Below are 14,290 nucleotides of genomic sequence, written 5' to 3'. Positions count from 1 at the left end.
CTCGTCTGTCCTACCGCCCGGACCGCTAAGGTCTCGGCCAGTACTGCTTCTCGGTGTCGACGCTGTCGCCCCAGCCGACGATGTCGACCCAGACGTCCACGCCGTCGCGGCCCTTCCAGCAGCTGAGTTCCTTCGAACCGTTGCCGTCGAAGTTGACGGTGTACGTGTTGCTGCCGATCTGCCCGTCGGAGCTGCTGTTGCAGGTCACCCCATGGGAGCCGATGTTCAGGTTCTGCCAGTTCACGACGAATGTGCGGCAGCCGTTGACGCAGCCCGATCCGGCCGAAGAGCCCTGGCTGACCCAGACGCGTGGTGCCGGCGGCGGGCTCGTCGTCGCCTTGTACACCGGGGACAGCGCCTCGCCACCCTCGGACGCGACGGCCTTGACCCTGATGGAGTGCTCCTGGCTGTAGCCGTTGCCGACGACTTTGTTCCCCTTGACTCCGACGCTCTGCCAGCCGCCGCCGTCGACGCTGATGTAGGTCGTGATGGGCCGGCCGTTGTCGGATCCGGAGGCGTTCCAGGTGAGGTTGATCTGCTGATCGCCCGACTTCGATGCGGAACCCGTCGGCGCGTGCGGGGGGCCGAAGGGGACGACCGTGTTGGATGCCGCCGACGCCGGTCCCGGCTGGGACTGCTGGCCCGCCACGATCGAGTACGCGCGAAGCTGCACGCTGTAGGAGTCGCCGTTGTTGGCCGCGATGGCACTACTGCCGTTCCAGTTGGTCCAGCTGCCGCTGGCGAGCTTGTACTGATAGCGGATCTCGTCGCTGGTGGCGCCGTTGCGCTGCGCGTCGGTCATCGGAGTGAAGGTGACGGAGATCCTGCTGTCGCCGGGAGTCGCCTTGACCCCGGTCGGCGCCTGCGGCGTGCCGGAGGCGCGCTGCGGAGCGGACTGCGGGCTGATGGGACTGTCGCCGGCCTTGTTCCTCGATCGCACGGCGTACGTGTAGGCCGTGGTGCTGGTGCCCACCGACACCGTCTTCGACGTCGCCGTGCCCACCTTGATCGTCTGCGCCAGGCTGCCGCCGTGGTAGATCAGCAGGTCGTAGTTCGAGATGGCGTCGCCGTTGGGGTCAGCGGGATTCCACTTGACCGTCATCTGCGCCTCGGTGCCCACCGATGGGGCGTTGGCGACAGTGGGAGCCGCGACCACGCCCGGCTTGCCGGCCGGGACCTCGGGGAGCGACATCATGCTGAAGTCGGATGGCTCCGGAGCCTTGTTATGGGCGCGCACCTGCACTTGGTAGCTGGTGCCGTTCTCCAGGCCTTCCCAGGTGAGACTGGTGCCGGTCACGCCGGTCTTCTGCGACGAACCGCGCAGCGGCGCCGGCGAGATCTGCAGCGTGTACGACTCCACCGGGGAGCCGTTGGACTGCGGCGCCGTCCACGTCACGTTCAGCGACTTGTCGCCGAACGTGAGTTTCGGCGGCAGCGGCGTCTCGGGGCGCACATCAGGACGCGCAGGCTCGGAGAACGGCGAGTCGGGGCCGTCGCCGACCCGGTTGTGGGCGGTGACTTTGAACGTGTACTCCACGTTGTTGGTCAGGCCTTCCAGCGTGCACGTGGTGGTCTCGCATGTCTTCGAATACGGTCGGCCTCCGACCGACGTCACCGTGTAATGGTCGATCTCCGCGCCGTTGTTGGATGGCGCCGACCACGTCAGCACGACGGTGCGGTCCTCGACGGTGGTGACGCGCGGGGTGCCGGGTGCGTCGGGCACTCCCTGCACGGTCACGGTCACGCGCCCGTCGACCTCACGGTCGGGATCCTTGGTCGCGTCCTGGATGCGGTAGCGCACCACCATGACGCCGACGAACTTCTTGGCGGGCGTGATCTCCACCTCGTCGCCGACGGCCTTCGCCTCTCCCTCGCCGCTCTCGCGGGTGGCGGAGAGGATCTTCAGCGGCATCCCGTCCGCCTCGAACGGGTTGATGTCGTTCTTCAGCACAGGCACCCGGATGGTCTTGCCCTGATCCGCCTCGTCGACGGTGTCGGGGCTCGCCACCGCCAGGCTGCGGGTCGAGGCCGTAACCATCACGGTGATGCTGCCTGCGACCGCCTCGGTCGTGCCGTCGGTGATGCTGATCCCCACCGTGGTCGACGTGCCCTTGGGCGTGGTGCTGCCGGCCTCGACCATGAGCTTGTGGCCGTCGAGGCGCGCGTTGACTCCCTCGCCCGGCTGATCGGCGATCCGGTACCGGATCTTGCCGGCATCCTCCTTGTCGGGATCGGTGGTGAGTGCGGCGAGATCGACGGGAACCGCCTTCTCGCCAGGCGCCACCTCCACCTGGCCGTTGACGAACACCGGCTGCTGGTTCTCGGGCGGCAGCACCGTGATCGGAATGGACAGGGTGCTGCGCCGGCCCTTCGGGTCCTCGGCGGTCTTCCCGTCGGTGACCTCGAAGCTCAGCGAGTCGTCGCCGAAGTAGCCCTTCTTCGAGGTGTAGACGAGGGTCTTCTCGTCCTTGATCAGCTCGTCACCGTTGCCGTGGCCGGTGCTGACCTTCGATGCCTCGGTGAGTCGCACATCACCGCCTCCGGCGACGGTGACGTACTCCGACAGCGGGAGCTGCTTGGCCTCGCCGCTGCGCACCTCGACCGGCTTGGTCGAGCGCAGCGTGGGCCGCAGCTCGCCGACAGCCGGGACGAAGATGAACGCCGAGGCGGTCAGCCCGTCCTGGTCGGTGACCGTGTACCGGATCAGCTGCCGCTGCTCGGTCACGGTGACCCGTGCCTTCTTGCCGGCGACCAGCTTCACCCCGCCCTCGACGGTGACCTTGAGCGCCTCGGCGGTGCCGTCGGGGTCCTCGTCGTTGCCGAGGATGTCCAGATCGGTGGTGAGCGAGTCCTTGAGATCCTCCACGCGCACGCGGTCGTCACGCGCAATGGGCGGCATCAGGGGCACGTCGGCGTCGACGGTGACGAGGATCGGTGCGTCGGCCTCGGCGCCCTTCGCGTCGCGGATGGTGTACCGCAGCGACACCTCGGTCTCGTGGTCGGGCACCGAGACGACCACGCGATCGCCGGACGCCTCGGCCTTCAGGCCGCTCTTGCCGGGCACCTCGATGCCGTTGCGCACCAGCCGGATCTTGTCGCCCTCCGGGTCGGAGTCGTTGGCCAGCACCGGGACGGCCACCGACCGACCAGGGCGGACGACCACGGCATCCTTCACGGCATACGGCGCCTGGTTCATCGCCTCGGGCGGCGCGACGCCCACCCGGATGGTCGCCGTGCCCTCGGCGCCGAGCCTGTCGCGCACGCGGTAGGTGAAGGTGTCCACGCCGGCGGAGTCGGCGAACGCCTGATATTCGAGGTAGTTGCTTCCCGTGTCGGTGATGCGTCCCTTGACAGGTGCGATGTCCTGACCCAGCAGCTCGACGGAGTCGCCGTCGGTGTCGATGCCCTCCAGGTTGATGGGAATGCGGATGCTGGTGCCCGCCAGCGCCCGGGCGGTGAGGTCGCGCGGATGGGGCGCGGCGTTGACATCCGGGTCGACGGGCAGGATCTGCACAGTCACGTGACCGCCGGCCTTCTGGCCCATCGAGTCCTCGACCTCGTAGGTCAGGTAGACGGTGCCGGGCTCCTCGCCTGCACGGAATCGCACCTGGTCCTGCGAGACAAACGCCTCACCGTCCTTCGGGTCCACCAGCGGTTCGACGAGGTCAGGGGCGACGTGCATGGCGTCGCCGTTGGGGTGAACGTCGTTCTCGAGCACGGGAATCGAGACCATGTCTCCCACGCGCACCACGGCTTCGTCGTCGTGCGGCACAGGCGGCTCGATCTTCGACGGGGCCGGGATGGGCACGACGGTGACGTCGCCCTCGGCGGACTTCGAACCGTTGGAGATGCGGTACGTGACCTTCACCGGCTCATCGATGCCGCCCTGGTCGCTGATGCGCAGAGTCTCGTGGTTCAGGACGGATACGGCGATTCCGCTGTGCGGCGGGACCGACACCGACTGGACGACCAGCACGCCGCCGGCGGGGTCGGAGTCGTTCGCCAGCACGCCCACCAGAGCCTCCTTGCCGCTGGGCAGCAGCGCCACGTCGCGCACCGCCACCGGAGGCAGCTCGGACTCCAGTTTGTCCAGCACATCCACGCGGACGATGCCCTTGGCATCCGTCTGACCGGCCGACGCCAGATACTGCACGTAGTACACGCCGGGAGCGGGAGCGGAGAAGGAGAACTGCTTCTTCGAGTAGTCCGGGATGATGGTGGTGCCATCGAGCGGCTCGACGCGCGACAGCCGCAGCTCGTCACGGCCCGTACTGGTGTCATTCGCCAGTGGCGAGACCGTCGCTGTCTCGTCCACGCGCGTGACGACGTGGTCGGCGTTGGTCACGGGAACCGTCGTACCGGCGGGCTTGACATCCAGCTGGATCTTGCCGGTGGCCACCTCGCCGAGCGAGTCTGAGACGGCGACCTCGATCTCCTTGCGACCCTGCAGGCTGCCCATCGCGCGATAGGTCATCTGGCCGTCGGTCGTGAAGTCCACCTCATCGCCCGGGGCCGCCGTGACGCTCATGAGGAAGAGGTCGTCGCCCTCAGGGTCGATCCAGTCCGACAGCAGGTTGTACGAGAGCGTACCGCCGGCCTCCACCGACAGCTTCGGGGTGCGCTTCTTCTTCGGCGGGGTGTTCACATCCCACGGGTGCACGGTCGCCGTCACGATCGCGGTGTCCGTTCCGGCGGGACGCCCATCGTCGACCTTGTAGCGGAAGGATGCCTTGCCCGCGGCGTCATCGGGAACCATGATCTGCAGCGCCGCACCGTTGAGGATCGGCTGCACCTCGCCGATGGGCGGCTGGGCGTCATCGAGCGTCGCGACGAGCACGTCTCCGTCGGAGTCGTTGTCGTTGTCCAGCACCGGCAGCAGCGTCGTGCCACCGGGACGCACACCGAGGTCGGGATCGTCCTCCGCGACAGGAGGGGTGTTCTCCTCCTTGCGCTCCGGAAGAGAGGTCTCGACTGTCTCCTGCGTGGACTTGTCCTCGTCCTCCGAGTCGCCCTCGGGCGGCGTGAGGATCGACCAGTCGTCCACGCGCTGCATGCTCTCGTCAGCCAGCCACGCCTCGCCGCCCACGATGTCGTTGAGCACGATCACGTCGCGGTTCACGCGGAATGTCAGGTGCGAACTCTCCTGAGCACCCGGGATCTCCGCCTGGACGTCATCCGCGGAGCCCGCGCAGTCCCGCACGAACCGTGCCGATCCGCCCCACGCCGCGTAGGTGCAGCCGTTCAGGAACACGGGGGCCGCCGGCGTGCCCGTACCCCCACCCGAGCGGGTCGCTGTGGGCTCGGAGCCGTCGAGTGGAACCTGCAGGAGCTCACCCTCGCCGGACAGTGCCACGGCGGAGACCGAGGCGGATGCCTGCTGCAGCACGACCTCCTTCATCGGGCCGAGTCCCTGGTCGCTGATCTTGGTGCGGAAACCGCCCGGGGTCGTCACCACGCCGGCAGCCGGGTCCAGCACTACCGGAGTACTGCCCACCGCAGTGATGGAGGCCTGGTCGGATGCGTCGATCTCGCCGACCGACGACGAGCTCGCCTTCAGCGGGTCGCCCTGAGCATCGACGGCGACGGTGACGACCTCTCCGCGGTCGACGGAAAGTGCGAACACGGTGCCGTCCTGAGCGACCACGACATCGGCGCCCTTGCCGAGTTCCGCGGTCGGGTCGGCCGCCTTGACGTCGAAACCGGAGATCGAGGACGTGCCCGTCACCCAGAGGTCACCGGACGCGCGATCGAGGATGGCCGCGGTGCGATTGCCCAACGCGACCTTCGCACCGGCGGGGATCGTGGTGCTGTCGGTCAGCGCCACCCGTGCCGGGTCCACGGCGGTGAGGGTCTTGCTGCCCTGATCCACCACCAGCACGGCGGTCTCGTCCTGCAGGACGTCGTAGTTCTCACCGGCTGCGCGCAGGCCGCCGTCGAGCACGGTCGACTCATGGTTGAAGTGCCCCACGAGGAGGCTGGACGTCTTCGTCAGCCAGACGCCCGCGTCATTCAGATCGACCTTGGTCGTGGGCAGCCCGTCGTAGGCGACCGCAAGAGTCGCGACGGTGACCGTGCCGATCGCCACGATGGCTGCAGATGCCAGTGTCTTAGGTCGTGATCGAACCCACGACAGTGCTCGCATAGCGTGATCCCCCCGATCGCTGTCTCCGGCGCGCCGGAGACAGCCTACCGGCTTGCTGGAATATCGCCGAGCCGGTTGCATGGGCAGAAGTCCCCATGCACGATTCCAGGGTCAGTCGCCGCTCGCCCGCCAGCATCCGTCGATGTGATCGTCCACCATGCCCGCCGACTGCATGAGGGCGTACATCGTGGTCGGCCCGACGAAGCGGAAGCCGAGCCTGCGCAGAGCCTTGCTGAGCGCCGTCGACGCATCGGTCACCGCCGGTACGTCGCTCATGTCCCGAGGGCGAGGACGAGCGGATGCCGTGGGCGCGAACGACCACATCAGCGCATCCAGCTCGCCGTCGGCCATCTCCCGCACGAGAGCGGCGTTGGAGATCACGGCGAGGATCTTCGAATGGTTCCTGATGATCCCGGCATCCGTCATGAGGCGCTCGACGTCGTCGGGGCCGAACTCCGCGACGATCGCAGGATCGAACCCGGCGAACACCTCGCGGAACCGCGGACGCTTGCGCAGGATGGTGATCCAGCTCAGCCCGGCCTGGAAGCCCTCCAGCGACATCTTCTCGAACAGGGCGCGGTCACCGTGCAGCGGTGTGCCCCATTCCTCGTCGTGATAGCGGCGGTATTCGTCGTCTTCGCCCGACCACGCGCAGCGGGCGCGGCCGTCCGGGCCGGTGACCAGGGAGGTCACGCGTTCCAGGGGAAGGCGCGCTCCCGGTCCAGGACGCCGTCGTGCCCGACCTCGGCGAGCGCCTCTCCGGCGGAGCGGACGCAGAACCAGTGCATCGGTGTGCTGTCGGGCAGGGCGCGCAGCGCGTGCATGACACCGGGCGCCACGCGCACGACGGTGCCGGCCTCGAGCGGGAGCACCTCGTCGCCCAGCGCGAACTCGCCGCGGCCGTCGACGATCACGTAGATCTCCTCGAGCTTGGCGTGCGAGTGCCAGTATGCGGACTCGCCACCGGGCTCGGTGGTGTTCACCGAGATGCCGGCGAACTGCGCGCCGATCTCCTTCTCGAGGAACTGCTTGCCACGCTCGCCGCCCCACGCGTCGAGGGACCCGATCTGCATCACATTGCTCATGGCTTCACGGTACCGCGCGCGGGCACACCCCTCCTGCCGAAACCGCTGGACGATCAGGAGGGTCAGTGCTTCTTCGATGCCTTCTGCGCCTTGGCTGCGGCGGCCTTCTCAGCCCGCCGCAGTTCCTTCTCGGAGATGGGCGCCTCTCCCGAGGCCTTCAGCGCCGCGTAGTGCGCGCGGGCCTCGTCCTGCCGCCGCTGCTCGATGCCGCTGGCGATCGTGGCGCGCACGTGCTCGGGCTCGTACCCGAAGGCCTCGACGAGCTCGAGGGCGTGCGGGCGCAGACGGTGGCACAGCCGGCCGATGTAGCTGGAGACCGCGGCCGCGCGCTGCGCGGACAGGCGGCCGTTGATCAGGTGCCAGGCCAGGTGCTTCTCGACCAGGCTCAGACCGAACAGGTCGCGCAGCCAGGTCATGACCTTCTGCGTCTCGGGGTCCTCGATGGCGTTCACGGCGTCGGTGAACGCCTCCCACTGCAGCAGCTCGCCGTGCGCGCGGGCCGCCTCGATGAGCTCGGCCTGGTTCTGGTTGAAAAGCTTCTCGCCGAGCACCTTGTCCTTGCCCGCGGTGCGCAGCCGGCCGGCGATGTCGGCGACCATCTGCTGCACGCGCTCGGTCAGCAGCTGGTGCTGCTGCTCGGCGCGCAGGCCGTTCTCCACCGAACGGGCGGTGGAGCCCAGGTCGGCGACGGTCTGGCCGAGGGCCCGCAGACCCGCACCGTGGAACGCCTTGCCGGCAGTGTGGCCGACGGCGTAGGCGGCAAGGGCCGCGGCATCCTTGCCCTTGAACTGCTCCGCGTAGTCGGTCAGCAGCCGCTTGCCGACCAGCTGCAGCAGCACGTTGTTGTCGCCCTCGAAGGTGACGTAGATGTCCAGGTCGGCACGGAGCCCCACCAGGCGGTTCTCGTACATGAACCCGGCGCCACCGCAGGCTTCACGGCACTCCTGCAGAGTGTCCAGGGCGTGCCAGGTCGACAGCGGCTTGAGCGCGGCGGCCAGTGTCTCCAGGTCTTCGCGATCGGCGGAGGTGTCGGACTCGCCGGAGAAGACACCATCGAACTTCTTCAGGAACTCGTCGTGCGCGAAGATCTGCGCGTAGGTGGTGGCCAGGCGCGGCAGCAGGCGGCGCTGGTGCTTGCCGTAGTCCATCAGCACCGTCTCCTGCCCGTCGGCGCCGGCGAACTGACGGCGTTGCGTGGCGTAGGTGATGGCGATGTGCAGCCCCAGGGCGGATGCCCAGGATGCCGCGCCATCGAGCGAGATGCGTCCCTGCACGAGAGTGCCCAGCATGGTGAAGAAGCGACGGCCGGGGCTGTCGATCGCGCTGGAGTAGGTCCCGTCGACGGCCACATCGCCGTAGCGGTTGAGCAGGTTGGTGCGCGGCACGCGCACGTGGTCGAAGCTGAGTCTGCCGTTGTCGATGCCGTTCAGGCCGCCCTTGAGGGCGTCGTCCTCGCGGCCGATGCCGGGCAGGTCGACGCCGTCCTCGTCGCGCAGCGGCACGTAGAAGCAGTGCACCCCGTGATTCACGCCGTTCGTGATCAGCTGCGCGAACACGGTGGCCGCGATGCCGTGCATGGCCGCGTTGCCGAGGTACTCCTTCGTGGCCGCGCGGAACGGCGTGTTGATGACGAACTCCTCCGTCTCGGGGTCATACGTCGCCGTGGTGCCGACCGCCGCGACATCCGATCCGTGCCCGATCTCGGTCATCGCGAACGCGCCGGGGATGGAGAGGTCCATGATGCCGGGCAGCCACCGCTTGTGGTGCTCCTCGGTGCCCAGCTGCAGCACGGCCCCGCCGAACAGTCCCCACTGCACGCCGGCCTTGATCTGCAGGCTGGGATCGGCGGCCATCAGCTCCTCGAAGCCGGCGATGTTGGCGCCGTTGTCCTCCTCGCCGCCGAATGCCATCGGAAAGGCGCGGTGCACGGCCTTGTTCTCCACCAGCAGATGCAGCTGGGTGAGCACGCGCTCGCGGTGCTCCTTCATCGCCAATGTGTCGTCGCGCCAGAACGCCGGGTCCTTGATGAGCTCACGGGCCTCGCGGCGGGTGTGCGCCCAGGTGCCCATCAGCAGTTCGTTCACGCGCGCGACATCGATTCCACGCTCGGCAGTGGTGGTGGGGTGGACGGCGACACCTGACATGACGATTCCTCTCAAGAGGGAACAGGGATGCCTCGATGGTAGGTCTTCGACAACGACAGGTGAACTCGACTGTCAAGCATCCACAACGAGGGGCCATCCGAGCCTCCGGTGCCGTTGTCGCCAGTCCACAGCACGGCCTGCGCGAACACGAAACGCGAGAACCGCATGACGCCGCGTGACGCCGGAGACGTCACGCGGCGTCATCATCGTCACCAGGCGGCCTGGATGGTGCCGTTGCCCTCGAGCACCTTGCGGACCTGGTCGCTGGTGAACGCCTTCTTCAGCGCCGCGGTGGCCGCGGAATCGGCATCCTTCTTCTGCACGACCAGGTTCAGCGCGAACCGGTCGTCGAGCTCGGTGATCAGGCCGTCCTTCTGCGGCGTCAACCCCAGCGCCTTGATGTGCGACGGCCACTGGAAGACCAGGTCGGCCTCTTCATAGGCGGAGTTCAGCGAGGCGATGGGCACCTGCAGGAACTGCACGTTCTTCGGGTTCTTCACGATGTCCTTCACCGTGGACTCGTACGGGTCCACCGCAGGATCCAGAGTGATCACGTCGTGCGCGGCCAGCAGCTTGAGCGCGCGACCTGTGTTGGACGGGTCGTCAGGGATGGCGATCTTGGCGTTCTCAGGCAGGTCGGCGATGTCCTTGAGCGTCTTGGAGTAGAAGGCGATCACGAAGTTGTACACCGGCTGCACACCCACCAGGTGCGCATCGTTGCCCTTGTTGAACGACTCCATGTAGGGGATGTGCTGCGAGAAGTTCGCGTACACGTCGCCGGAGTTCAGAATCGTGTTGGCGGTGACGTAGTCACCCACCTTCACCAGCTCCACCTTGTAGTCGCCCTTGATGGCCTTGCCTGCGGCCTCGACGACGTCGGTCATCGGCGCCTGGACTGCCGCGACCTGGAGCACCTGAGGTGCGGCATCCTTCTTCTGGGTCGTGCTCTGGGCTGCGGGCGCGCAGCCGGTGACGGCCAGGGCGAGGCCGAGGGCGGCGGCCGTCAGCAGTGCGGTGCGGGACTTCTTCATCAGTTCTCCTTGTGGGTCGGGTTCGGATGCCGGATGCCGCGTCTCCGCAGATCCGGAAGAGCTCAGCGGTGGTCGAGCCGTTTGGAGGCGCGGTGGCCGGTGCCTTGGATGATGAGCACGCACACGATGATGATGACGATCGTGAAGTACATCAGGCTGTCGTTGTAGACCTGGTAGCCGTAGCGCATGGCGAAGTCGCCGATGCCGCCGCCGCCCACCACGCCCAGCACCGTCGAGTACGACAGCAGGCTGATGGCAGCCGAGGTCAGGGCGTAGACGAGTCCCGAACGCGCCTCGGGCAGCAGCATCCGGAACACCGCCTGCGGCACGGTCGCGCCCAGCGCCCGCGCGACCAGGGGGATGCCGGGCGGGATCTCGCGCAGGATCTGCTCGGTCAGACGCGCGTAGATCGCGACGGCCACGAAGCACAGCGGGAACGTGGCTGCGGGTGTGCCGAAGCTCGTGCCGATCACCGCGCGGGTGAAGGGGATGAAGAACACCACCAGCAGCAGGAACGGGAATGAGCGCACCACGTTGATGTACAGGTTGGCGATCATGTTCAGCGTGCGGTTCTCGGCGATGCCGCCGCGCTCCGTGAGGTACACGATCATGCCCAGCGGCAGGCCGATGAGCACCGCGGCCAGCAGCGAGACCAGCATCATGTACCCGGTCTCCGCCATCGAGGTGGCGATGTCGGCGCCGTACTGGTCGAGCAGGTCGGTGAGCCAGCTCATGACATCAGCTCCCGCTTGACCTGCTCGTAGTAGCTGGGCAGGATGCGCTCCGTGGCCGTGCGGGTGATGGGGAACACCTCGCGCAGGCGCCCCTTCTCCAGCAGCGCGGCTCGGTCGCACAGCACCTTCACCACATCGAGGTCGTGCGTGATGACGATGACGGTGGTGCCGAGCTTCTCGCGGGCGTCGGCCAGCACGCGCAGCACGTCGCCGGTGGTCGAGGCGTCCAGCGACGAGGTCGGCTCGTCGCACAGCAGCAGCGGCGGGCGGGTCACCAGGGCGCGGGCGAGGCCGACGCGCTGGCGCTCGCCTCCGCTGAGCTGGGCGGGGAAGTGGCCGGCTCGATGTTCGAGGCCGACGAAGGACAGCATCCGGTCGACTTCGACCTGCTGGTCCTTCCTGCTCTGCCTGCGCGCGAGCTGGAGCGGCAGGCGGATGTTGTCGCGCACCGTCGCGTTGCTGAGCAGGTGCACGCCCTGGAACACGGTGCCGATGCCGCGGCGCAACGTGCGCAGGCCGTGGCGGCGGAGCGTGGTGACATCCACGCCGCCGACGGTGACGGTGCCGGTCGTGGGCTGCTCGAGTCCACTGACCAGCTGCAGCAGGGTTGACTTGCCGGCGCCGCTCTCGCCGACGATGCCGAAGATCTCGCCGGAGCGGATGCTGAGGGTGATGCCGTCGAGTGCGGGCTGCTCCCCTGGGGCGTATCGCTTGACGATGCCGCAGAACTCGACGATCACGTCGCGCATGGACGCGTCGGACGGTGCGGATGTCATCGCGGGATCTCTCTGGATCTGGTCGGCGGGCCGCGCGCAGGCCAGAAGGGCCCGAGCAGCCCTTTCTGTACGTGATCCAAATTATAATCGAGCTATGAGTGCCAGGTACCGAACCGAAGCCAGCAACGGAACCGACGGGCACAGCAGAGTGGTCGGCGGACTGGATGTCGAGGTGTCATCGCCGCTGAAGGCGGATGCCGATCCCACCGCAACCAACCCCGAGCAGCTGCTGGCCCTGGCATGGGCGACGTGCCTGAACGGCACCGCCCAGGTGCTGGTGCGCGAGAAGGTCCGCACGCGGGTGCGGGTGGAGGTCGAGCTGCACCCTGAGGTCCCCGGCCCGGGCTACGAGTTCCACGTCGATGCGTTCCTGTCGGCCGAGGGCATGACGGATGCCGAGACCGCCGACCTGTTGGCCCGCTCGCACGCCCGCTGCCCGGTCTCCAAGCTCATCGGATCCGCCGCGACGGTGCACGTGCATCACGAGGAGTACGCGGGCTGATTCTCCCGTGCCGCCCGGCCTTCGCCGTCAGGCGACCGGGTCGGGCTCCACGGCGAACAGGCGGCGGCCCGCCTGCACCGTGCGCGCCCACAACTCACCGCATCCGCGAGCGAGGCGCGCCCACGACCCGTCTCTGATGAACAGCATGTCGAGCGCGATCATCGCGAGCGAGAACGGCCAGAGTCCGAGCAGCACGGCGATGCCGAGGTGCATGCAGGCCAGCAGCAGGATCATGACGATCCGGAGCGGCTTCCACAGCAGTCCGATCGGGAACAGCAGCTGACCCCACACCGACACCCAGGTGGCGATCATGACCACGAGCGAGCTCTGCCAGATCAGCTCGTTGATGCCGGGATAGATCTGGAACTGCGGGATCACGAGCGCGTAGTAGAAGCCGCTGCCCTCGATCCACTCGTAGCCCTGCAGCTTGTACAGACCGGACGCCACGTAGACGAGGATGATCTGGTAGCAGCACAGCACGAGTGCGGCGTTGTGCAGCGCGGAGGTCAGCCAGCCGGGCAGCCAGGGCGAGCGGGCTTCCAGCCCCCTGCGTCGGCGACGCGCGCGCAGCCAGGCATCCACGGAGAAGTGCCGGCTGAGGTCGGCGAACATCAGGAACACCAGGGTGATGCGGTACAGGTTGTCGCCGCCGTTGGTGGCATAGGGGTTGTTCGCCCCGAGGGCCGTGAACAGCACGAACAGCACCGGGGTCACGAACCGAGTCTTGAAGCCGACGATGAACAGCAGCACGACGATGATCATCGCCAGGAAGACCAGATCGAACAGCGCCGGCGAGTCCTTGCGGAAGATCACCCCGAACAGCGGGTTGCCGCTGCGCCCGGCGATGGGGTCGACCCAGAAGGATGCTGCACCCCACAGGTACGAGCGGTCGCCGTAGCTGGGAACGATCAGCACCAGCACGCCCAGGCCGTACAGGATGCGCAGCAGTGACATGCTGCGCACGGCGTGCGGCGCTGATGTCGCCCATTCTCGGAAGCGCGGCCACGGGCTGCGCAGGATCCGCATGCCGGCGCTCACCTGCTGCCCCCTCGCGCATCGATGACTGCCCGGAAGTCGGCGACGACGGAGGGGTCGATGGACAGCTGCGACGGTCGCAGGCCGAAGTCGACGACGCGATCCGCGAACTGCTGGTCGTCGTCGAAACGGTGCGCGAAGTCGTTGGGCTTCAGGTAGCGGATGCGCCACTGGATCCGCTCGACGTCCTGCTCGAAGTAGGCCGTGGCGAACAGGGTCGAGAACCGCATCATCATGTAGTCCGCGCGGATGAAGTCGACGGCGGCGCCCTCCGTGCCGAGCGCGCCGAGTTCGCTGACCAGGCGCGCGTCGGGGGTCGGGCGGTACACCTTGTCGTCGCCCTGCACGAACCAGGGCCGCGCCGTGTACTCGCGCTGCTTCTGGTTCAGCGCGTAGTACGCCGACAGGTATGCGATGGACATCGTGTTCCAGGTGCTCTCCTGCACGCGCGAGGGCAGCGGATCTCCCGTCACGCCCCGGCGCTCCACCTGCGACACGTCCAGCCACTCCGACGACGTGAGCTTGCCGTCCGCACCGCGCCATTCAGCGCGGATCTCCAGCTGCGCGATCTCCCGCAGCGGGTGCGGTGCGAACATCGACCATCGCTGACTGAACAGCGGTGTCGTCGCATTGCTGACGGCTTGGCGAACGGGCGTCTGGGCAGGTATGACGATCGTCAGGCTGACGAACACGTATCCGGCGATGAGCAGAAACGCGATCAGCGCGCCCGCCGTCGTGCCGGCGGACGGTCGGGGTGCGCTCACGTGTGAGCCTCCAAGTTCAGGTATCGACGCGGCCGGCATGGCCGTGCGTCGCATCCGTCACGGCGACGGATGCGACG

General features: G+C 67.8%; 10 protein-coding genes. 1 reads left to right on the top strand and 9 read right to left on the bottom strand.

All coding sequences use genetic code 11. The annotated features are described in order from the left end of the window. Positions 1-25 precede the first annotated feature (25 nt). The 7 genes from WA967_RS02625 to WA967_RS02595 form a co-directional block, all read right to left on the bottom strand. On the bottom strand, positions 26-6,085 hold the full coding sequence (locus WA967_RS02625; protein WP_424419345.1) for an Ig-like domain-containing protein: 6,060 nt from the start codon (positions 6,083-6,085) through the stop codon (positions 26-28). Between the two features lie 168 nt (positions 6,086-6,253). Next, positions 6,254-6,835: a DNA-3-methyladenine glycosylase I gene (locus WA967_RS02620; RefSeq protein WP_424419344.1), complete on the bottom strand. Its 582-nt coding sequence runs from the start codon at positions 6,833-6,835 to the stop codon at positions 6,254-6,256. Beyond that, positions 6,832-7,227, bottom strand: coding sequence for a cupin domain-containing protein (locus WA967_RS02615; protein ID WP_424419343.1), 396 nt, complete (start codon positions 7,225-7,227; stop codon positions 6,832-6,834). Before WA967_RS02615 ends, WA967_RS02620 begins: the two co-directional genes overlap by 4 nt. A gap of 62 nt (positions 7,228-7,289) precedes the next feature. Continuing rightward, entirely contained in the window at positions 7,290-9,371 is a 2,082-nt protein-coding gene (locus tag WA967_RS02610; RefSeq protein ID WP_424419342.1) for an acyl-CoA dehydrogenase, read from the bottom strand. Between the two features lie 209 nt (positions 9,372-9,580). After that, positions 9,581-10,402: a MetQ/NlpA family ABC transporter substrate-binding protein gene (locus tag WA967_RS02605; RefSeq protein WP_424419341.1), complete on the bottom strand. Its 822-nt coding sequence runs from the start codon at positions 10,400-10,402 to the stop codon at positions 9,581-9,583. 62 nt (positions 10,403-10,464) lie between these two features. Then, positions 10,465-11,136, bottom strand: a complete 672-nt coding sequence (locus WA967_RS02600; protein WP_424419340.1) for a methionine ABC transporter permease — start codon at positions 11,134-11,136, stop codon at positions 10,465-10,467. After that, complete coding sequence (locus tag WA967_RS02595; protein ID WP_424419339.1) at positions 11,133-11,912, bottom strand: ATP-binding cassette domain-containing protein; 780 nt, start codon at positions 11,910-11,912, stop codon at positions 11,133-11,135. The genes WA967_RS02600 and WA967_RS02595 overlap by 4 nt, the downstream gene beginning before the upstream one ends. Before the next feature lie 94 nt (positions 11,913-12,006). Here WA967_RS02595 and WA967_RS02590 point away from each other — a divergent pair, with 94 nt between their 5' ends. Beyond that, positions 12,007-12,414 (top strand): OsmC family protein, encoded by a 408-nt coding sequence (locus WA967_RS02590; protein WP_424419338.1) that lies wholly within the window; start codon positions 12,007-12,009, stop codon positions 12,412-12,414. Positions 12,415-12,441: 27 nt separating this feature from the next. Here the strand turns inward: WA967_RS02590 and WA967_RS02585 are convergent, their stop codons facing one another. Next, on the bottom strand, positions 12,442-13,452 hold the full coding sequence (locus WA967_RS02585) for an HTTM domain-containing protein (protein WP_424419337.1): 1,011 nt from the start codon (positions 13,450-13,452) through the stop codon (positions 12,442-12,444). Beyond that, positions 13,449-14,213, bottom strand: coding sequence for a DUF5819 family protein (locus WA967_RS02580; RefSeq protein ID WP_424419336.1), 765 nt, complete (start codon positions 14,211-14,213; stop codon positions 13,449-13,451). Before WA967_RS02580 ends, WA967_RS02585 begins: the two co-directional genes overlap by 4 nt. Between the last annotated feature and the right edge of the window lie 77 nt (positions 14,214-14,290).

The sequence above is a fragment of the Microbacterium sp. genome, assembly GCF_049650565.1.
In the GTDB taxonomy this organism is placed as follows: domain Bacteria; phylum Actinomycetota; class Actinomycetes; order Actinomycetales; family Microbacteriaceae; genus Microbacterium.
The sequence above is the reverse complement of the archived record's forward strand: the minus strand, read 5'-3'. Positions and strand labels throughout refer to the sequence as shown.